Raw genomic sequence first — 19435 nt, forward strand, 5'->3', positions numbered from 1 at the left:
GCGGCATGGCATTCTAAAAAAGTGTTTGAAATCAAACCTGTGCCGCAAAATTCTGAATGCATGTGCAGGCATCGCAGATCCCGCAATCTGACAGGGCCCTCCCCGGTCCGTCAAGCGGCTGGATCAGGTGCGCGAACGGGTTCGCCACCTGCACCACAGCCTACAGACCGAGACGGTGGCTGTCCACCAACCCGGGTTCTGGCTGTTGCCCCTGCCCCGAGCCGCCACCTCCATGCGAGCGCCGCATATTCCCCTGTGGAATAAAAATAGAAAAATAAAGTCGTTTGTGTTTTGTGGGCTGACTTTGAGAATGCCGCATCCCCCCGAACACCGGAGAACGACATGCGCATTCCCTTCCGCTCCACCTGTGTGGCCCTGGCCCTGCTGGCGGGCAGCCTGGCCCAGGCCCAGACCTCGCTGCTCAACGTGTCTTACGACGTGGCCCGCGAGTTCTACAAGGACCTGAACACCGCCTTTGTGGCCCAGTACAAGAAGACCACGGGCAAGGACATTGCGGTGCAGCAGTCGCACGCTGGCTCCAGCGCCCAGGCGCGGGCCGTGGCCGATGGGTTGGACGCCGACGTGGTGACCATGAACACCACCACCGACGTCGATTTCCTGGCCGACAAGGGTGTGGTGGCCAAGGACTGGCGGCAGAAATTCCCGAACAACGCCGCGCCCACCAGCAGCACCATGCTGTTTCTGGTGCGCAACGGCAACCCCAAGGGCATCAAGGACTGGGACGACCTGATCAAGCCCGGCATCCAGGTGGTGGTGGTCAACCCCAAGACGGGCGGCAACGGCCGCATGGCCTACCTGGCCGCCTGGGGTTATGTGCGCAGCAAGGGCGGCACCGACGCCCAGGCGGCCGAGTTCGTGGGCAAGCTGTTCAAGAACGTGCCGGTGCTGGCCCGCGGCGGGCGGGATGCCACCGGCATCTTCCTGCAGCGCAACATTGGCGACGTGCTGGTCACGTTTGAGAGCGAGGTGGTGTCGGTGGACAAGGAGTTTGGCGCGGGCAAGGTCGATGCCATCCACCCCAGCGTGAGCATCGTGGCCGAGAACCCGGTGGCCGTGGTGGAGCGCACCGTGGCCAAGAAGGGCACCGCCGCCGAGGCCAAGGCCTACCTGGACTTTTTGTACAGCGACGAGGGGCAGGAAATTGCCGCCAAGCACAACATCCGCCCCCGCAACGAGGCGGTGCTGAAGAAGTACAGCCAGGCGCTGCGCCCCATCAAGCTGTTTGCGGTGTCCGACTACTTTGGCTCGCTGGCCGAGGCGCAGAAGGTGCACTTCAACGACGGTGGCCAGTTCGACAAGCTTTACACCGTGGGCAAGTGAATGAGCGCTTCTGCCAAACGGGTGCTGCCCGGCTTTCACCTGACGCTGGGCTACACCTTGTTCTACCTGGCGCTGATCGTGCTCATCCCACTGTCGGCGTTGCTGTTCAAAACCTTTTCGCTCACCTGGCCTCAGTTCTGGGAGGCGGTGACCGCGCCGCGTGTGCTGGCCTCGTACCGGCTGACCTTTGGCGCGTCCTTCCTGGCGGCGCTGGTCAACGTGGTGTTCGGGCTGTTGGTGGCCTGGGTGCTGGTGCGGTATGACTTTCCGGGCAAGCGCCTGGCCGACGCGCTGGTGGACCTGCCCTTTGCCCTGCCCACCGCGGTGGCCGGCATTTCGCTCACCGCGCTGCTGGCGGGCAACGGCTGGGTGGGCCAGTACCTGGAGCCGCACGGCATCCAACTGGCGTTCAACCCCAACGGGGTGGTGATTGCGCTCATCTTCATCGGCCTGCCGTTTGTGGTGCGCACGGTGCAACCCGTGCTGGAAGACACCGAGAAGGAGCTGGAAGAGGCCGCCGCCTGCCTGGGTGCCACCCGTTGGCAGACCTTTGTGAACGTGATTTTTCCGGCCATTGCGCCCGCGCTGGTCACGGGTTTTGCCATGGCGTTTGCACGGGCCATTGGTGAATACGGCTCGGTGATTTTCATTGCGGGCAACGTGCCGCTGGTATCGGAAATCACCCCGCTCATCATCATCGGCAAGCTGGAACAGTACGACTACGCCGGGGCCACGGCGGTGGCCACGGTGATGCTGGGCCTGTCGTTCGTGCTGCTGCTGGTCATCAACGCGCTGCAAGGCTGGCAGCGCCGCCGTTCGGGGGCTGTATGACACATCGCACCATCGTGACGACCGAGGCCCGCTGGGTGCGGGTGCTGCTGATTGTTCTGGCGCTGACCTTCATGGCGCTGTTCCTGGTGCTGCCGCTGGCCGCCGTGGCCACCGAGGCGTTGCGCAAGGGCTGGGACGTGTACTGGGAGGCGCTGCGCGAGCCCGATGCATGGTCGGCCATCCGCCTCACCTTCCTCACCGCGGCGGTGGCCGTGCCGCTCAACCTGGTGTTTGGCGTGGCGGCGGCCTGGGCCGTGGCCAAGTTCGAGTTCCGGGGCAAGGCCTTCCTCATCACCCTGATCGACCTGCCGTTTTCGGTGTCGCCGGTGGTGGCGGGGCTGATCTACGTGCTGGTGTTCGGCGCCCAAGGCTGGCTTGGGCCGTGGCTGGCGGCGCACGACATCAAAGTGGTGTTTGCGGTGCCCGGCATCATTTTGGCCACCATCTTCGTGACCTTTCCCTTCATTGCCCGCGAGCTGATCCCGCTGATGCAGGCCCAGGGCAGCGACGAGGAGCAGGCCGCCCAGGTGCTGGGCGCCAACGGCTGGCAGACTTTCTGGCACGTGACGCTGCCCAACATCAAGTGGGGGCTGGTCTACGGCGTCATCCTGTGCAATGCACGGGCCATGGGTGAGTTCGGGGCGGTGTCGGTGGTGTCGGGCCACATCCGCGGGCACACCAACACCATGCCGCTGCACGTGGAGATTCTGTACAACGAGTACCAGTCGGTCGCCGCCTTTGCCGTGGCCTCGCTGCTGGCGCTGCTGGCCCTGGTCACCCTGGCCCTGAAGACCTGGGTGGAGTGGCGGCACGAGCGCGAGCGCCACGCCGCCGCCGAGCTGCCGCCCGAGCCCCTGGCCCCCGCGCCCTCCACCCCCGCCTCCACCGCGCCCGCTGGGGCTGCGGTTTGATGAAGAAATTGGCCTCTAGCGCTTTTTATATAAGCGCAAGCAGCTATTGAATTGAGAGTGACCTCATGAGCATCGCCATCCGCAACGTCAGCAAGCAGTTCGGGGCCTTCCAGGCGCTGAACCAGGTTAACCTGGACATTGAATCCGGCGAACTGGTGGCCCTGCTGGGCCCCTCGGGCTGCGGCAAGACCACGCTGCTGCGCATCATCGCCGGGCTGGAAACGGCGGACGCCGGCAGCATCCTGTTCAGCGGTGAAGACACCACCGACGTGCACGTGCGTGACCGCAACGTGGGCTTTGTGTTCCAGCACTACGCGCTGTTTCGCCACATGACGGTGTTCGACAACGTGGCCTTTGGCCTGCGCATGAAGCCCCGAGGCCTGCGCCCCAGCGAGGCGCAGATCAAAACCAAGGTGACCGACCTGCTGAAGCTGGTGCAGCTGGACTGGCTGGCCGACCGCTACCCCTCGCAGCTGTCGGGCGGGCAGCGCCAGCGCATTGCCCTGGCCCGCGCCCTGGCGGTGGAGCCCAAGGTGCTGCTGCTGGACGAACCCTTTGGCGCACTCGACGCCAAGGTGCGCAAAGAGCTGCGCCGCTGGCTGCGCCGCCTGCACGACGAGCTGCACGTGACCAGCATCTTCGTCACCCACGACCAGGAAGAAGCCCTGGAAGTGGCCGACCGCGTGGTGCTGATGAACCGCGGCCAGATCGAGCAGATCGGCACCCCGCAGGCGGTGTGGGAGCACCCGGCCAGCCCGTTTGTGTACGGCTTTCTGGGTGACGTCAACCTGTTCCATGGCCGCGCCCACGAGGGCCAGCTGCACCTGGGCGAGGGTGTGGCGCTGGCCGCACCCGAGCACCCCCTGGCGCAAGACGCCCGCGCCTTTGCCTACGTGCGCCCGCACGACCTGGAGGTGCAGCGCCACACCCCCGGTGCGGAGGGCATTGTGGCCGCGCTGCAGCGCGTCAACGTGGTGGGCCCGCTGGCCCGTCTGGAGCTGCTGCCCGTGGAGCCCCTGACCCCCGGAGGGCAAGACCCGGTGATCGAAGCCCACATGCCCGCCGAACGCCTGCGCGAGCTGGGCCTGCGCGAGGGTGACACCGTGGTGGTCAGCCCCCGGCGGGCACGGGTGTTTCTGGACGAAGGGCGGGGGATTTAAGGGGCGGATTGAGTTGCAGGGGTGCTTTAAATTTTGTAGCTGCTTGTGCTTTAAATACAAGCGGTAGAGGCAGTTTTCATTGAAAGAATTCGCCGGTTCGCAGCCATCTTCACCAACCCTGTCTGTCCCCACCGGGGCCGCAGGGGCCGCGCCCAGGCCCGGGCCGTGGCCCCTTGGCCGGTGGCGAGGCGCACAGACTGCGGGGCGGGTGCGCGAAAGCGCACCCTCAAGCTCTGGCTTGTCGCGGTTGTTTGAACAGAGCTTTGCGCAGCAAAGCGGCGTGAGTTCCGCGACACCGCCCCGCGGTCGAGCACCGCAGCGCAGTCCGCAAAGCGGACCACCGGCGAGGGCCACGGCCCGGGCCTGGGCGCGGCCCCTGCGGCCCCGGTGGAGTCTGGCCTCACACCTGCCCAAACGCCCGCGCCGTTGCGCTGCCCCAGTAGAGCCTGAACACCGGGTGCAGCTCGGTGTTGGCGGCCACCTCGGCGTCGGGGGCCAGCAGCGCGCCCGGGGCCACGCGGGGCAGCAGTCGGTCCAGCTGGGCCACCTGCTGGCCGTCCACCCGGCGCACGATGTGCTGCGGGCCGATCTGGTTGGGGTGGGTCAGCCCGGCGGCTTCCACCAGCTCCTTGAGGGCCTTGAGGGTGTTCTGGTGCAGGTTGAACACCCGCTGCGTCTTGTTGCCCACGTCCAGCGCCCGCTGGCGCACGGGGTCCTGCGTGGTCACGCCGGTGGGGCAGTGGCCGGTGTGGCAGGTCTGGGCCTGGATGCAGCCCAGTGCCATCATGAAACCGCGGGCGCTGTTGCACCAGTCGGCCCCCAGCGCCATGGCGCGGGCGATGTCGAAAGCGCTGACCACCTTGCCCGCGCAGCCCACGCGGATGCGCTCCCGCAGGCCCACGCCCACCAGCGTGTTGTGCACCAGGCGCAGGCCTTCCTGCAGCGGCACGCCCACGTGGTCGGTGAACTCCAGCGGGGCGGCCCCGGTGCCGCCCTCCGAGCCATCCACCACGATGAAGTCGGGCGTGATGCCCGAGGCCAGCATGGCCTTGACCATGGCAAACCATTCCCACGGGTGGCCGATGCACAGCTTGAAGCCCACCGGCTTGCCGCCCGAGAGCTGGCGCAGCTGGGCGATGAAGGTCATCAGCTCGAGCGGCGTGGAAAAGGCGCTGTGCGAGGCCGGGGAGACGCAATCCTGCCCCACGGGCACGCCGCGGGCTTCGGCAATTTCCGGGGTGACCTTGGGGCCGGGCAGCACGCCGCCATGGCCGGGCTTGGCCCCTTGGCTGAGCTTGATTTCCACCATCTTCACCTGCGGGTCGGCGGCGTTGGCGGCAAAGCTCTGGGGGTCGAACCGCCCGTTGGCGTTGCGGCAACCGAAGTAGCCGGAGCCAATTTCCCAGATCAGGTCGCCGCCGTGCACGCGGTGCCAGCGCGAGATGGAGCCTTCGCCCGTGTCGTGCGCAAAGCCACCTTGCCGTGCCCCCGCATTGAGGGCCTGGATGGCGTTGGCGCTCAAGGCCCCGAAGCTCATGGCCGAGATGTTGAACACGCTGGCCGAATAGGGCTGCGTGCAGTCGGCCCCACCGATGTGGATGCGAAAGTCGTGGCTGGGCACCTGGGTGGGGGCCATGGAGTGGTTGATCCACTCATACCCCGTGGCCCGCACGTCGAGCTGGGTGCCGAAGGGGCGCTTGTCGGTTTCGCCCTTGGCGCGGGCGTACACCAGGCTGCGCTGCGAGCGTGAGAAAGGCGTGGCCTCGGTGTCGCTCTCGATGAAGTACTGGCGGATCTCGGGCCGGATTTTTTCCAGCATGAAGCGCAGGTGCCCAATGATGGGGTAGTTGCGCCGCACGGCGCTGAAGTTCTGGGTGAGGTCGCGCACGCCCAGCGCCGTGAGGCCGCCAAACACCAGGGTGGCCAGTGCGGATTCGCCCCAGGACTGGCCCAGCAGCAGGTTGAGCACCCAGGCCACAAAGCACAGCAAGGCCAGCACGGCGGCCACGCCCATGGCGGTGTAACGCACGGGGTACACCCGGTTGAGTTTGTCGAGCATGGGGTTTCCCTGGTGTGTAGTGGGCTGGCTGCAATGGCCATGCCTCAGTTCATTCGGACGGCGTGGGCGGGGGGTCCACCGAAAAGTGACACGCCAAACGCTTCTGGGGATTGAGCCATTGCAGCACTTCGGGCTTGAGGCTGGTGGGCCGCAGGGCTTCCACCACCGACAGGCCCGAGGTGCGCGACAGGTGCAGCAGCGGTGCGTTGGCGTCGTTGGAGTCGGGTTTGTAGACCAGCACCACCGGGTGGTACAGGTCCGCGCCAGGGCGCACCACCAGGGCCAGGCTTTTGTCGCTGAGCTGCACCACGGTGCCCGGTGGGTACACCCCCAGCATCTGGATGAAGGTGGCCAGCAGTTGCGGGTCGTAGCGGCTGCCCTCCTGGCGCAGCATGTGCGCCAGCGCCTCCGAGGGCATGAGCGGCGGCACGTCGGGCGACTCGGGGGTGCACAGCCGGTCGTAGCGGTTGGTCATGGCCAGGATCTGGGCGCCGGGGCTGAGCTCGCGCACGCCCGCGGGCCAACCGGAGCCGTCCAGCGCTTCGTGGTGCTGGGCGATCATCTCCACCGCCTTGCGGGTGAAGGCGCCCGACTCGCGGGCCAGGTTGACGCTGTGCATCACGTGCAGGCGGTAGTGGTCTTCCTCGTGCTTCTTGCGTTTGCCGTTGCGCAGGATGGGCAGGGGGATTTCGCTCTTGCCCGCGTCGTGCGCCAGCGCGGCCATGGCCAGGTCGGTCAGCTCGCGCTGGCTCAGGCCCACACGGCTGCCCAGCAGCATGCACAGGGTCATGACGTTGAGGGCGTGGAACTGCGGGCCCTTGTCTTCCTTGTCGCCCAGCACCTTCAGCAGGGCGTCGGGGCCTTGCATCACCGCGGCGGCGGTCTGGCGCGACAGCTCGTCCAGGTGTTTGGCGGCCATGCGGGGTGAGCGGGCCAGGGTGGTCAGCGCTTCGCGGGTGGCGCTGGCGGCCTGTTCCCAGGCGCGTTCGGAGCGGGCGGCGGCGTCCTTGACTTGGCGGATCTTTTCATGGCGCAGCTTGGCCAGGCGCAGTTCCTCGGCTTCAGCCGCTTGCCGGGCCAGCTCGGCCGGGTCGGGCGCTTGCTCGCCACGCAGCGGCAGGGGCTGGGCATGGCTTTTGTGGGGGTCGTAGTACAGGTGCCCCACCAGCCCCAGGGCGCGGATGGTGGCCGCGTCCTGTGCGGTCTTGACCAGGAAACGGTTGGTCAGGAAGGGATGGTCCATCCACTTCATGTCCAGCCACACGTACAGGCCCGGAACCACCTGTTCCGGGGCAATGGGCTGCATGGCGGGGTCGTGTGGGGTCGTCATTTGAAAAAGTCGCGCAGCGCCCAGGCGGTGGTTTCGGGCAGTTCTTCCGGGATGAAGTGGCCTGCTGGCAAGGCTTCGCCGGTCACCCGGCCTGCGCACTGTGCCTGCCACAGGGCCAGGGGCTGGAACATGCGGTGCACCACGCCGCGGTCGCCCCACAACACCAGGGTGTCGCAGCCAATGCGCTGGCCTTGCTCGCGGCTGGCGCGGTCGTGGACGAGGTCGATGCCCGCGCTGGCCCGGTAGTCTTCACAGGCGCTGTGGATGGCCTCGGGGCGGCAGAAGCAGCGTTCGTACTCGGCCAGGGCCTGGGGTTCGATGTGGTGCAGTCCCCCCGTGCCCCACCCGCCCAGCTTGTGGTGCAGGTAGGCCAGGGCGTTGCCGCCGATCATCGTTTCGGGCAGGGGGGCGGGCTGAATCAGGTGGAACCAGTGGTAATAGGCCCGTGCAAAGTCCATGTCGGTGCGGGCGTACATGTCCAGCGTGGGGGCGATGTCGATCACGCACAAGCCCTGCACCCGCCCGGGATGGTCCAGCGCCAGTCGGTGCGCCACCCGCCCGCCACGGTCGTGCCCGCACAGGAAGAACTGTTGGAGCCCCAGGTGGTCGGCCAGCGCCACCACGTCGGCGGCCATGGCGCGTTTGCTGTGCTGGCTGTGGTCCTGTGCTTCGGGCACGCCGGGCAGCAGGCCCGAGTCGCCGTAGCCGCGCAGGTCGGGCATGACCAGGAAGAAGTCGTGTTGCAGGGCCTGGGCCACCCGGTGCCACAGGGCGTGGGTTTGTGGAAAGCCGTGCAGCAGCACCAGCGCCGGGGCATCGCGCCGACCGCCGCAGCGGTAGGCCACGCGCGAGGTGTCGAGCGTGAGCGTGTCCAGCGGGAATCCGTGCATCCAGGGGGTGGGCATCGGGAAATCGTACACCGCGGTTTGGCGGGAAATGCCGCGGATTTCCCTGCAAAAGGGGCTCAAATCGTCACCCAAGTTGCAGGCGCGCCACCAGACCCTGCAGCGCCGCGTGCACCGTGGCCTGGCGCACAGCGGCCCGGTCGCCGGGAAAGTGGTGGCCGACGGCATCCACCCACCCCGGCCCGGCCCAGGCGATCCACACCGTGCCCACGGGTTTGTCGGCGCTGCCGCCGCTGGGCCCGGCAATGCCCGTCACCGCCACCGACACCTGGGCGGCGGCGTGGGCCAGCGCCCCTTGCGCCATGGCGCGGGCCACGGGTTCGCTCACCGCGCCGTGGGTGTCGATCAGCGCGGCGGGCACGCCCAGCAGCTCGGTCTTGGCGGCGTTGCTGTAGGTGACAAAGCCGCGTTCGAACCAGGCGCTGGAGCCCGCCAGGTCGGTGCACCGGGCGGCGATCAGCCCCCCCGTGCAGCTTTCCGCCGTGGTTAGCATCCAGTTTTTGTCAATCAAAATGGCTGCCAGCGCTTTTTCCATTTGGTGTGTCAGCTATCAAAAGTGGAATGTTCAGAAGCGCCACCAGGCCAGCACCAGCAGCGTGCAGAAGGCGGCGGCCAGGTCGTCCAGCATCACGCCAAAGCCGCCGCGGGGGCCAAAGCCCTTGAAGGTCTGGTCGGCCCAGGCCATGGGTCCCACCTTCACCGCGTCGAACAGCCGAAACAGCCCGAACGCCACCGCCTGCTGAAGCAGCGTGGCGGGTTGCAGCAGCCACAGCACGATCCAGAACGCCACCACCTCGTCCCACACCATGTGGCTGGAGTCGGGTTGGCCCATGTGGCGGGCGGTCACGGTGCAGGCCCACCAGCCCAGCAGCAGGTTGAGGCCGATGAGGGCGGCCCATTGCCCGTCGTTCAGCCACGGCTGGAGCACCGCAAACGCGGCCCAGCCCCACAGCGTGCCCACGGTGCCCGGTGCCCAGCGCGCCAGGCCCGAGCCAAAGCCCAGCGCAATGGCGTGGGCCGGGTGGCTGGCCATGAAGGCCAGCGTGGGCCGGGCCAGCGCCCCGCCCGCCCCCGCCGCGCCGCCAAAACCTCGAAAGGGCGGTGGCGAGGCCGAGCCGGGCGCGGGGTGCACCGCGTCGGCGGCGCGCCCCGCGGGGCGCAGCACGGTGGGGTCTTGGGGATCGGGCTCCAGCAGTTCAGGGGCGGTCATGGGGGGCATTGTCCGGCAAGGCGGCCAGCCATTGCTGCCACCAGTCGATGCAGGCGCGCACCTTGGGCAGGCGGTGCCGCTCGGGCAGCATGATGGCGTACACCGGCACGCGCTGGGGGTCGAACACCTCGGTCATCAGCGGCACCAGCGCCCCGCGGGCCAGGTGGGGGCGGGCGATGAGGTCGCTCAGCCGGGCCAGGCCCACGCCGTGCAGCACCAGCGCCAGCGTGGCCGAGGTGTTGTCGCTGCGGGTGTGGCCTTTCACCGCCCAGGTGGGGGCGGTGGCGTCCTGGGCGGTGGCCTTGGGTGGCCGCGGTGTGCCGCGGGCCAGCGGCCATTGGTTGAGGGACGGGCTCACGCTGCTGGCAATCAGGCGGTGCTGCGCCAGGTCGTCCAGCGTGCGGGGCAGGCCGTGGCGGGCCAGGTAGGCGGGGCTGGCGCACAGGGTGCGGCCATAGTCGCCAATCTGGCGGGCCACCAGGTTCTCGCCATGGGGTGCGCCGGTGCGCAGCGCGATGTCGATGCCCTCGCGGGCCAGGTCCACCATGCGGTCGTCGGCGCTGAGGTCGATGTGCAGGTCCGGGTGGCGCTGGTACAGCCCGGCCAGGCTGGGCGCGATGATGGACTCGGCCATGGCCGGGCTCACCCCCACCCGCACCCAGCCGCTGGGGCCTTGGCGCTTGGCCCCCAGGTCGGCGGCCAGCTCGTCGCGGGTGGCCAGCAACTGGCGGGCGTGGCGCACAAAGGTGTCGCCCTCGTCGGTGAGCGACAGGCCGTGGGTGGTGCGGTGCACCAGCCGCACGCCCAACTGCCCCTCCAGCCGGGCCAGGCTGCGCGACACCTGGCTGGGCGGCCACTGGCGCTCGCGGGCGGCGGCAGACAGGCTGCCCAGCTCGGCAATGCGCAGCAGCAGCGCGGCGTCGTCCAGGTCGAAGTTCATGCCCGCATTGTGGTTTGCTTTGCAGAAGTTGCAATGCAAATTCGCACTTTTGGCGGTTTCCGTGGTTTGGATGTGTTTTTACAGTGCAAGCCATGCCCTTCCACCGGAGACCCGCCATGACCTCAGACCTGCCCCCCGCCAGCCTGGATGCCCACGCGCTGTGGATGGACCTGGCCAAAACCCGTGCCAGCCGCCTGCGCCGCGAAGCCATCCGCGACTTTGACTTTGGCGCCGCCGCCCTGGCCCGCAGCGCCCGCCGCCTGCACGCCAGCCTGAAGCGCCACGCCGCCTTGCGGGCTGGGGCGCAAGCCGCCACCCCGTCCCGTTGAACCCACCCCCAACCGGAGCCCTCCCCATGCCCACCTTGCTGCTGCGCATTGCGCCCTTGCAAAACCCCGAGCGTTACGCCGTGCTGGCCCGTGCCCTGACCGAACTCACCGCCCAAGTGCTGCACAAGCGCCGCGAGGTGACCGCGGTGGTCATCGACGACCTGCCCGCCGCCCACTGGCACATTGGTGGCGAACCCATCCACCAGCACACCCCGCAGGCCACCGCGTGGCTGCAGATCGACATCACCGCCGGGACCAACACCGTGGAGGAAAAAGCCCGCTTCGTGGCGCAAGCCTGGGCCGTGCTGAACCACCACCTGGGCCAGGGCCAGCCGCTGGCCGAGGCCAGCTACGTCACCGTGCGCGAGCTGCCCGCCACCGACTGGGGCTACGGCGGGCGCACGCAGGCGGCCCGGCGGGTGGCCGCCGCAGAGGCGATGGCGGCCACAGCGACGGCGACCCCCGCGACCCCCGCGACCTGAAATGCGGCCTGAAATGCAGCCTGAAATGCAGCCTGAAATGCAGCCTGAAATGCAGCCTGAAATGCAGCCTGCTGACACCACGGTGTCAGCAGGGGTGGCGCAGCATCCGGGGCTTGTTCATTCACCCCCTCAAGGAGTCCCGTCATGACCGTCAGCGCCATCAGCTGGTTTGAAATCCCCGTGCAACAACTCGACCGTGCCCAGGCCTTTTACGAAACCCTGCTGGGCCGCCCCATGCGCCGCGAGGCCATGGGCCCGTCGCAAGGCGCGGTGTTTGCCTACGACCCGGCCCAGGGCACGGGTGGCGCGCTGATGTGCGGCCCCACCGCACCCGCCCAAGCCAGCGGCGGCACCCTGGTGTACCTGGACGCCAGCCCCTCGCTGGACGCGGCCTTGCAGCGGGCCGTGGCCGCGGGCGGCGCGGTGGCCTTGCCGCGCCAGGCCCTGCCCGAGGGCATGGGCTTTTTCGCCCACATCACCGACCTGGACGGCAACCGCGTGGGCCTGCACGCCCTGGCCTGATTCCACCGGACAATGCCCGCATGCGCCGTGCCGACCGCCTGTTTCAACTGGTTCAGATCATCCGCGGGCGTCGCCTGTCCACGGCGGCGTTGCTGGCGCAGCGGCTGGAGGTGTCCGAGCGCACCATCTACCGCGACGTGGCCGACCTGCAGGCCCAGGGCGTGCCCATCGAGGGCGAGGCGGGCGTGGGCTACCGGCTGGGCGCGGGTTTTGACCTGCCGCCGCTGATGTTCACCGCCGACGAGGCCCAGGCCCTGGTGGCCGCCGTGCGCCTGGCCCAGCCCTGGCTGGACCCGGCCATGGCCTTGTCGGCGGAACAGGCGTTGGGCCGGGTGCTGTCGGTGCTGCCGCGGGGCCTGCGCACCGCGGCGCAGGCGCTGGCGGTGTACGCCCCGCCGCCCGAGGCCACCGGGCTGGACGCCGCCACCGCCCAGACCCTGCAGGGCGTGCGCCAGGCGGTGCAGGGGCGGCAACGCCTGTGCATTGGCTACACCGACGAGCAGGGCCGCCGCAGCCAGCGGGTGCTGCGCCCGCTGGGGTGTTTTCACTGGGGCAAGGTGTGGACGCTGGCCGCCTGGTGCGAGCATCGGCAGGACTTTCGCAGCTTCCGGGTGGACCGCATCACCTCGCTGGCCCCTCCCGCCGAAGGCCGCCCGGTGTTTGCCGACGAGCCGGGCCGCACCCTGGCCGACTACCTGCGCAGCGTGGTGCCCGAGCCGGTGCGCCGGCGCTGGGACCTCACTTCACCGTGACGGCGTAGCGGTTGACCCGTGTGTCACCGCTGCCACTGATGATTTCGTTGCCCAGGTTGACGGCGGACAGGTGCTCGTCGGTGGTGATGAGGTTCTTGCCGCGCAGGTACTCGAAAAACGGCAGCAGGTTGATCTGGTTGACCGGCTTCATGGGGCCGTTGGGCGCAAAGGCCACGTAGCGCCAGCCCAGGCCGAATTTTTCGCCCACATGCACCCGGTACAGCGTGCCGTTGATGCGCACGCGGTCCACCAGGTCACCGCCCTGGTACATGGGGCCAAAGGCTTCCAGCCAGATCATCACCTCGTGCGTGATGGGTGGCACGGCGAAGGTGGTGGGGTTGCCGTTGGCGGTCAGCCACATGTCGATGGACAGGTTGCCCGCGCCTTCGCGCTCGGTGGTGATGTCGTGCTCCACCGTCAGCGTCTGCAAGGTGCTCAGCTTGCGTGGCAGCAGGGTGGTGCTGGTCTTGGGAAAGCCGGGTTTGTGGCCGAACACGATTTCCGGGAAGGCCTTGACGTTGTCGCCCACCTGCTTCCAGTCCCAGGTCCAGTGGGCGGCCACGGCAGGAGGCTGGCCGTCGGCCTGCGGCAGCGCGGTGGCGCCCATGCACTGGCTCCAGCCCACCACGCCCTGTTTGCCCCAGGCGTTGTTCTCGCCGATGTACTGCCCGGCTTCGGACAGCGCGGATTCCTCACACCGCAAGGGAATGTGGGCGGGTGCTGCGGACGGCGCAGCGTTGGCCGCCACATTGCCGCCCGCAGGGGCTGCGGCTGCGCTGGCGGCGGAGGTGGTGGTTTCGGGTCGATTGCAGGCGGCCAGGGTGAGGGCCAGGGCCAAGGCCCCGGCGTGGGTCAGGGCAGGACGGCGCAGTGACATGGGGTGGGGGTGGGCAAAAAAGCCATCAGGCAAAGTGGTCGAATGAGCGGCTGTGCAGCGCCACCGGCTGGCCGTGGGCGTCCAGCACCCGCAGGCCGGGGTGGGCGGTGACGGTGCCGATGCGGGTAACGGGCGTGTCCGCCTCGCGGGCGGCCTGGGCCACGCGCTCACGCGCCGCGGGCGGGGCGGTGAACACCAGCTCGTAATCGTCGCCGCCGTTCAATGGGTATTCATGCAAAAAATGGCCTCCAGCGCTTTTGATGTAAGCGCTGGCAGCTATCGAATTGATAACATCGTGGTGCTGAATGTCCGCCCCCACGCCGCTGGCGGTGAGGATGTGGCCCAGGTCGCCCAGCAGGCCGTCGCTCACGTCGGCGGCGGCATGGGCCACGCTGCGCAGCGCCAGGCCCAGGGCCACGCGGGGGGTGGGGCGTTCCAGCCGCAGGCGCACGGCGGCAAAGTCGGCGGCGCTCAGGTGCGCCCCGCCGCGAAACACCTCCAGCGCCAGGCGGGCGTCGCCCAGGCAGCCGCTCACGTACACGTCGTCGCCCGCCTGGGCGGCGTCGCGGCGCAGGGCCTGGTGTTGCGGCACCTGCCCGAACACGGTGATGCAGATGTTGAGCGGCCCGGCGGTGGTGTCGCCCCCCACCAGGGCGCAGCCGTGGGCATCGGCCAGGGCCAGCAGGCCGCGGCTGAAGGCGGTCAGCCAGGCGTCGTCGGCGCGTGGCAGGGCCAGCGCCAGCGTGAAGGCCAGCGGCTGCGCGCCCATGGCGGCCAGGTCGCTCAGGTTGACGGCCAGGGCCTTGTGGCCCAGGGCCTCCGGGTCCACGGTGGACAGGAAGTGGCGGCCTTCCACCAGCATGTCGGTGGACACGGCCAGCCGCATGCCGGGCGCGGGGGCCAGCAGGGCGCAGTCGTCCCCGTTGCCCAGGGCCACGCCTTCGGGGCGCAGGGCGTGCTGAAAGTGGCGGCGGATGAGGTCGAATTCGCCCATGGGCTCAGTCCTCGCGGGGCGGGCGCAAAAAGCTCAGGGGTTGGCTGCGCAACCGGCTGCGGATGGCGGCATGGATGCGCTGGCGGTTGACCCCGCTGATGGCCTGGGCCCGCAGTGCCAGCCGGAAGGCAAAGTGAAAACTCACCGCCAGGTTGATGGGGCCCACCACCGCCACCCCCGCCACGGCCAGCCAGAAGTCGGCACTGGCCAGGCTGTGCCAGCCCAGCGCCGCCACCGCGGCGGCCACCTGCCCGGCCGACAGGGTGACGTGGCGCACCTCCAGCCCCAGGCCGAAGAAGGCGGCAAACGCCGGGATGACGCCCAGCATCAGCCCCAGCGAGATGTTGGCGGCCAGCCCCGACACGTTGTGGCGCAGCCAGCGGGCCCAGCGGCCCGCCCGCTCGCGTCCCAGCGCCCGGGTGAAGCGCGGGTGGTGGGCCAGGGCCGAGTCCAGCCGGTGCAGCACAAACCAGTTTTCGAACCAGCCCGCCAGGATGCTGCTGGCAAACAGCAGCACGCCGGTGAAGGCGGCAAACAGCGCGGTGGGGCCCAGCACGTTGAGGTCGTGCAGCACGTGGTGGGCCTTGTCGGTGTCGATCATGGGCTGGCCCGTCAGGGCCTGCAGGGCCAGGCTGATGAGCAGCACCGTGGGCACCACCAGCGCCAGGTTGCCGGCAATGGCCGCCACCTGGGAGCGGAACAGGTGGGCCACCTCGTCCACAAAACCGCGCACGGCCCCGGGGGCCTGGATGTCGCGCAGCTTGGCCACCATGGCCGGGGCGGTCACGGCGGGTTGTTTGGTGGCCACGGTCCAGTGCAGCAGCTGCACCAGCACGAAGGACAGCGCGTAGTTCATGCCCGCGGCAAACCCGGCCCAGAACGGCGACAGCGCCAGCCCGTACAGCAGGAACTTGCCCCAGGTGGTGAAGCCGATGATGGCCCCGCCCCCTGCGGCATGGCGCAGCATGTCGCGGTACTCGGCGCGGTTGCGGGTGATGTAGTGCTCGCCGGTTTCGGCGCTGCGTTCGGCCACCTTGGCCGCCGTCAGGTGGCTGCTGCTGGCCACCAGGGCGCGGATGCTGCGGTTCTCGTGGCCCAGGGTGACCAGGTCGGCCATCAGCGCGGCGGTGGCGGTGGGGCGGTCGGTGGTGAGCAGGCAGTCCAGCAGGGCGTGGATGCGGCGGATGCGCTGGCGCATCTGCTGCAAGCGAAACACGATGCCCACCGAAATGCCGTGTTCGTCCAGGTGGGCGTAGACGGTCTGGGCCACGTCCTGACAGGCGGCCAGGTGCTGGCGCAGGCGCTCGGCTTCGGTGGCGGCCTGCGGGCTCAGGGGGGCGTGCTGTTGCACCGCCTGCCGAAAGGCCTCCAGCCGCTCGGGCAGGGCCACAAAGGTGCGCTGGCGCTGGGCCTCGGGTGACAGGCGCACGCGGATTTCGGACGCAAAGCCGGTGGCGCTGACCTGGCTCACGCCGAACACGATGGCGTCCAGCAGCGCCTGGTCCCAGGGGTGCAGGGTGGCGGGGTCGTGGTTCGGGGTGTGCAGCAGCGCGGCCAGGCGGTGGATGAGGGCCGGGGGCAGGGCGGCCAGCCATTGCGCGTCTTGCGGGTGGGTGAACAGCAGGTCGAACAGCACCGTGGGGTCGGTGGTGTCCGGCGTGGCGGGCAGCAGCTTGCGGCGGATGCGCTGGCCCAGCTCGCTCAGGAAGGCGGTGCGGGGTGCAAACCCGAAGTCGGCCAGCAGGGGCACCAGGTCCAGGTGGGCGCGGAACGCCTGCCACCAGGCCTGCCAGCGCGTGCGCAGTTCGGGCTGTTGTTCCAGGGCGTCCAGCAGTTGCTGCAAACGCCCGATGCTGACTTCGGGGGGCAGGTCGTCGGCGCGGATCCAGTCCACCACGGCCATCAGCCACAGGTGGCGTTCGACGGCGGTGGCCGCGGGGTCCAGGCGGCTCAGCAGGTCAGCGCAGGCGGACGTTTCATTCATGGGCGTCAGTGCAGCACCCGGTGGGCGGCGTCGGGCGGGGTGTGGCCGGTGGCGTCCAGCACAAAGGCGGGAATGTCGGCCTCGAAGCGCTCGGCGTCTTCGCCCACGCAGAAGTAGCTGCCGCGCATCACCCCCGTGGCGGTGCGCAGCCGTGTGCCGCTGGTGTACTGGAACGACTCGCCAGGGCGCAGCAGCGGCTGCTGGCCCACCACGCCCAGGCCCTTGACCTGCTCGGTGCGGCCCATGCCGTCGGTGATGACCCAGTGCCGGGCGATCAACTGGGCGGGCACGTCGCCCACGTTGCGGATGGTGATGGTGTAGGCAAAGGCGTACACCCCCTGGGCCGGGTCCGACTGATCGGGCAGGAACTCAGGTTGGGCTTCGCAGGAGAAAGCATGGCGGGACATGGGCGCGACTGTACCGAAATCGAAAGCCCCCTTGCGCCCAGGTGCAACGGCGCTATGCTGGGGCACGCGGCCACTTGCAGAGCAGCGAGAGGAGACAGACATGACCTTGCACTACACCTACGTGTCGCCCCAGTTGCCGGAAAACAAGCTCCGGCTCTACCCCACGCAGGTCATCAACATCATCGGGGGGCCGGGGTGTGACAAGTCGCTGTTTTCGGCGGCCATCGTGCTCAACCTGCACTTGCGCCGCAAGACGGTGGAGACCATCCCCGACTTTGCCAAGGCCCTGGTCTGGCAGAAGGACTACGAGGCCCTGCGCAACCAGTACCTGATTGCGCAGCAGCAGTTCCGCATGCTGGAGGCGCTGGACGGACAGGTGCAGTTCCTGGTGTGCGAGTGCTCCCTGCCCCAGCTGCTGTACTACAACGAGAACTACGCCGACAACATCTGCGACGTGGACAAAACCCGCCAGCAGGTGCTGGAGTGGTACGGGCAGTGCAACAACGTCAACGTGATGGTGCAGCGCAACCCCGACAAGCGCTACCAGCATGTGGGGCGCTTTCAGGACGAGATGCAGGCCCACGAGGTGGACAAGGGCATGCGGGAGCTGTTGGCCCGCGAGGGCATTGGCTACACCGAGCTGGCCCCCGACCCGGCCAGCATCCAGGCCTTTGCCGAGGCGCTGGGCTGATCAGCTGCCAAACACCAGTTCGCCTTCGTCGTTGATGCGGAACACGCCGTGGGCGCGGTTGTCGGCGGTCTGCCAGACCTTGCCGCCCAGGCGCACCTCGGTGCCGCCGTGCACGGTCAGCTCCACGTCGATGTGGGCCCCGTCGGCCAAGTGCAGGGCTTCTTGCAGGTTGGCTTTTTCGGCTTGCAGCTCCAGCATCTGGCCTTGGTGAAGCTCCTGCGTCAGCAGGGCGCGCCCGGCCATGTCGTCCTTGTTGCGCTCGGGGTGCAGCGCCATGAAGTCGATGATCTTTTGCAGGTTGGCCACTTCGGCCTCGTGTTTGGCGATGTGGGCGTCGATGGCGGCAATCTCCTGCTCGATCAGCGGGTTGTGTCCCGCTTGCAGCACGGTCTTGGGTCCGGCGGACGAGCCCGATTCGGCCACCCGGATGGACAGCGTGGCCCGCGTGTGCCCCCCGATGCAGCGCCCCTTCTTGGCGCCGGGCTTGCCGATGGTGACGTGGGTCAGCGAGGTGATTTCGCTGTGCATGGCGTAGTCGTCCAGCACCACGTCGCCCTCGGCCTCCAGGTAGGCGTTTTCGGCGTAGCGGGCCTGGATGGTGCCCTTGGCCACGATCTTGGCGCTGAACCAGCTGTTGCGACCCGAATCCTTGCCGTTGTATTCGGAATGCCCGATCACCCCGCCCTTGACGATGACGTTGCCCTGTGCCTCGATTTCGCCCGCCAGCACCGCGCCACCCACCAGCACGTCGCCGCTGCTGAACACCTTCATGCCGTCCTTGACGTCGCCCTTGATGTTGACCAGGCCGTCGAACTTGATGTTGCCGCTGCCCAGGTCCACGTTGGGCAGCACGATGTTGGGGTCCACCTTCACGCCCTGCGACACCACCACGGGCTGTCCGGTGACCGCGGCCAGCAGCAAGTCGGGCTCGTGCGGGTCCAGCGCCACGCCTTTGAGTCCGGGGGCAAACGGCTTGTTGGCCCCGGGTTTGGGCCGCAGCACGCCGCCGGTGACGTCGTGGCCCTCCTCGCCCGGGGTGGGGGGGATGCGCCGCATCAGCGGGGTGCCTTCCTTCACCACCACCAGGTCGCCCAGGTCGCGGTAGTCCACCCAGCCGTCTTCGTCGATGCGGGGGTGGCGCTGCTGCATGTTGGGCACCAGCTGTTCGAAGCGGGTGTGTTCGCCATTCACCGCGGGCTGGCCTTTGGCCACTTCCAGGTTGCTGGCCCGCCCTTCGGCCACGGCGGCGGCCAGCACGTCGTCGAGCAGGCCGAACTTGACGCCTTTGTCCGACAGGACCTGGTGCACCTGCTCCAGCGTGAGGGGCTCGCCCCCTTGCGGGGGATCGAGCGTGATGGTGGCCGACATGCGGTCCCGGGCCACCTGCACGGTGCAGCGGCCCGGGCGCTTTTCGGCGATCTTGACGCTCAGCGGCTCCTTGGTGGTGGCCGCCTGCTGCACCAGTTTGCCCACTGCGGCATCGTCCCGCCACCAAGTGGACCACCCCCCTTGGGTCATCTGCTCCTGGATCAGCGTGGCCTGGAGCGTCACGCGGGGGGCGTCGGCAGCGCCCGGCGGCGTGTAGGTGGCGTACAGGGTCTGGCCGTCGTCCCGCGTGGCCAACTCCAGCAGGCCGGGTTGGGGTTCGGAAGGGGCGGTCTGCGGACCCGCTTCGGGGTCGAGGGGGGGCGTGTCCATGGGGTGAGGGAA

Annotated in this window: 20 protein-coding genes; 9 read left to right on the plus strand and 11 right to left on the minus strand. The window is 68.8% G+C overall.

All coding sequences use genetic code 11. The annotated features are described in order from the left end of the window. Positions 1–342 precede the first annotated feature (342 nt). The 4 genes from ACYVB7_RS09970 (at position 343) to ACYVB7_RS09985 (ending at position 4243) form a co-directional block, all read left to right on the plus strand. Positions 343–1341, plus strand: coding sequence for a sulfate ABC transporter substrate-binding protein (locus ACYVB7_RS09970; protein WP_460506945.1), 999 nt, complete (start codon positions 343–345; stop codon positions 1339–1341). Then, on the plus strand, positions 1342–2172 hold the full coding sequence (cysT, locus tag ACYVB7_RS09975; RefSeq protein WP_460506947.1) for an ABC transporter permease: 831 nt from the start codon (positions 1342–1344) through the stop codon (positions 2170–2172). Beyond that, entirely contained in the window at positions 2169–3083 is a 915-nt protein-coding gene (cysW, locus tag ACYVB7_RS09980) for a sulfate ABC transporter permease (protein WP_460506949.1), read from the plus strand. Before cysT ends, cysW begins: the two co-directional genes overlap by 4 nt. A gap of 65 nt (positions 3084–3148) precedes the next feature. Continuing rightward, positions 3149–4243: a sulfate/molybdate ABC transporter ATP-binding protein gene (locus ACYVB7_RS09985; protein WP_460506951.1), complete on the plus strand. Its 1095-nt coding sequence runs from the start codon at positions 3149–3151 to the stop codon at positions 4241–4243. A 400-nt stretch (positions 4244–4643) separates the two neighbouring features. On the opposite strand, the gene ACYVB7_RS09990 is transcribed toward ACYVB7_RS09985, so the two are convergent. The 6 genes from ACYVB7_RS09990 to ACYVB7_RS10015 form a co-directional block, all read right to left on the minus strand. Continuing rightward, positions 4644–6302 carry an FMN-binding glutamate synthase family protein gene (locus ACYVB7_RS09990; RefSeq protein ID WP_460506953.1) on the minus strand — a complete coding sequence of 553 codons (1659 nt, stop codon included), beginning with the start codon at positions 6300–6302 and terminating at the stop codon, positions 4644–4646. 49 nt (positions 6303–6351) lie between these two features. Next, complete coding sequence (locus tag ACYVB7_RS09995) at positions 6352–7632, minus strand: HD-GYP domain-containing protein (RefSeq protein WP_460506956.1); 1281 nt, start codon at positions 7630–7632, stop codon at positions 6352–6354. Further along, on the minus strand, positions 7629–8537 hold the full coding sequence (locus ACYVB7_RS10000) for an alpha/beta fold hydrolase (protein WP_460506958.1): 909 nt from the start codon (positions 8535–8537) through the stop codon (positions 7629–7631). The genes ACYVB7_RS09995 and ACYVB7_RS10000 overlap by 4 nt, the downstream gene beginning before the upstream one ends. Positions 8538–8604: 67 nt before the next feature. Next, positions 8605–9072 (minus strand): CinA family protein, encoded by a 468-nt coding sequence (locus tag ACYVB7_RS10005; protein WP_460506960.1) that lies wholly within the window; start codon positions 9070–9072, stop codon positions 8605–8607. A 30-nt stretch (positions 9073–9102) separates the two neighbouring features. Beyond that, positions 9103–9570, minus strand: a complete 468-nt coding sequence (locus ACYVB7_RS10010; protein ID WP_460507041.1) for a phosphatidylglycerophosphatase A family protein — start codon at positions 9568–9570, stop codon at positions 9103–9105. 163 nt (positions 9571–9733) lie between these two features. After that, a complete protein-coding gene (locus ACYVB7_RS10015; protein WP_460506962.1) occupies positions 9734–10687 on the minus strand; it encodes a LysR family transcriptional regulator in 954 nt (317 codons plus the stop codon). Positions 10688–10803: 116 nt separating this feature from the next. Here ACYVB7_RS10015 and ACYVB7_RS10020 point away from each other — a divergent pair, with 116 nt between their 5' ends. From ACYVB7_RS10020 to ACYVB7_RS10035, 4 genes are all read left to right on the plus strand, one after another. Continuing rightward, positions 10804–11016, plus strand: coding sequence for a hypothetical protein (locus ACYVB7_RS10020; protein ID WP_460506964.1), 213 nt, complete (start codon positions 10804–10806; stop codon positions 11014–11016). A gap of 26 nt (positions 11017–11042) precedes the next feature. Then, complete coding sequence (locus tag ACYVB7_RS10025) at positions 11043–11498, plus strand: tautomerase family protein (protein WP_460506966.1); 456 nt, start codon at positions 11043–11045, stop codon at positions 11496–11498. Positions 11499–11642: 144 nt separating this feature from the next. Continuing rightward, positions 11643–12020, plus strand: coding sequence for a VOC family protein (locus ACYVB7_RS10030; protein WP_460506968.1), 378 nt, complete (start codon positions 11643–11645; stop codon positions 12018–12020). Between the two features lie 20 nt (positions 12021–12040). Next, the gene (locus tag ACYVB7_RS10035; RefSeq protein WP_460506970.1) at positions 12041–12772 is read left to right on the plus strand and encodes a helix-turn-helix transcriptional regulator; all 732 of its coding nucleotides are present in this window, start codon (positions 12041–12043) and stop codon (positions 12770–12772) included. Here the strand turns inward: ACYVB7_RS10035 and ACYVB7_RS10040 are convergent. Genes ACYVB7_RS10040 through apaG form a run of 4 tightly spaced genes read right to left on the minus strand, consistent with a single transcriptional unit; the run spans position 12759 to position 17034 of the window. Further along, positions 12759–13649, minus strand: a complete 891-nt coding sequence (locus ACYVB7_RS10040; RefSeq protein ID WP_460506972.1) for a GH12 family glycosyl hydrolase domain-containing protein — start codon at positions 13647–13649, stop codon at positions 12759–12761. The two genes, ACYVB7_RS10035 and ACYVB7_RS10040, sit on opposite strands and share 14 nt — an antisense overlap. A 25-nt stretch (positions 13650–13674) precedes the next feature. After that, the gene (gene thiL / locus ACYVB7_RS10045) at positions 13675–14643 is read right to left on the minus strand and encodes a thiamine-phosphate kinase (RefSeq protein ID WP_460506974.1); all 969 of its coding nucleotides are present in this window, start codon (positions 14641–14643) and stop codon (positions 13675–13677) included. Positions 14644–14647: 4 nt separating this feature from the next. Continuing rightward, positions 14648–16627, minus strand: coding sequence for a site-specific recombinase (locus ACYVB7_RS10050; protein WP_460506976.1), 1980 nt, complete (start codon positions 16625–16627; stop codon positions 14648–14650). Between the two features lie 5 nt (positions 16628–16632). Beyond that, on the minus strand, positions 16633–17034 hold the full coding sequence (apaG, locus tag ACYVB7_RS10055; RefSeq protein ID WP_460506978.1) for a Co(2+)/Mg(2+) efflux protein ApaG: 402 nt from the start codon (positions 17032–17034) through the stop codon (positions 16633–16635). Positions 17035–17134: 100 nt separating this feature from the next. On the opposite strand from apaG, the gene ACYVB7_RS10060 reads away from it, so the two are divergent. Then, entirely contained in the window at positions 17135–17725 is a 591-nt protein-coding gene (locus ACYVB7_RS10060; RefSeq protein WP_460506980.1) for a hypothetical protein, read from the plus strand. Here the strand turns inward: ACYVB7_RS10060 and ACYVB7_RS10065 are convergent, their stop codons facing one another. After that, a complete protein-coding gene (locus ACYVB7_RS10065) occupies positions 17726–19423 on the minus strand; it encodes a DUF342 domain-containing protein (RefSeq protein WP_460506982.1) in 1698 nt (565 codons plus the stop codon). It lies immediately after the preceding gene. Positions 19424–19435 lie beyond the last annotated feature (12 nt).

It is taken from the genome of Hydrogenophaga soli (genome assembly GCF_054777695.1).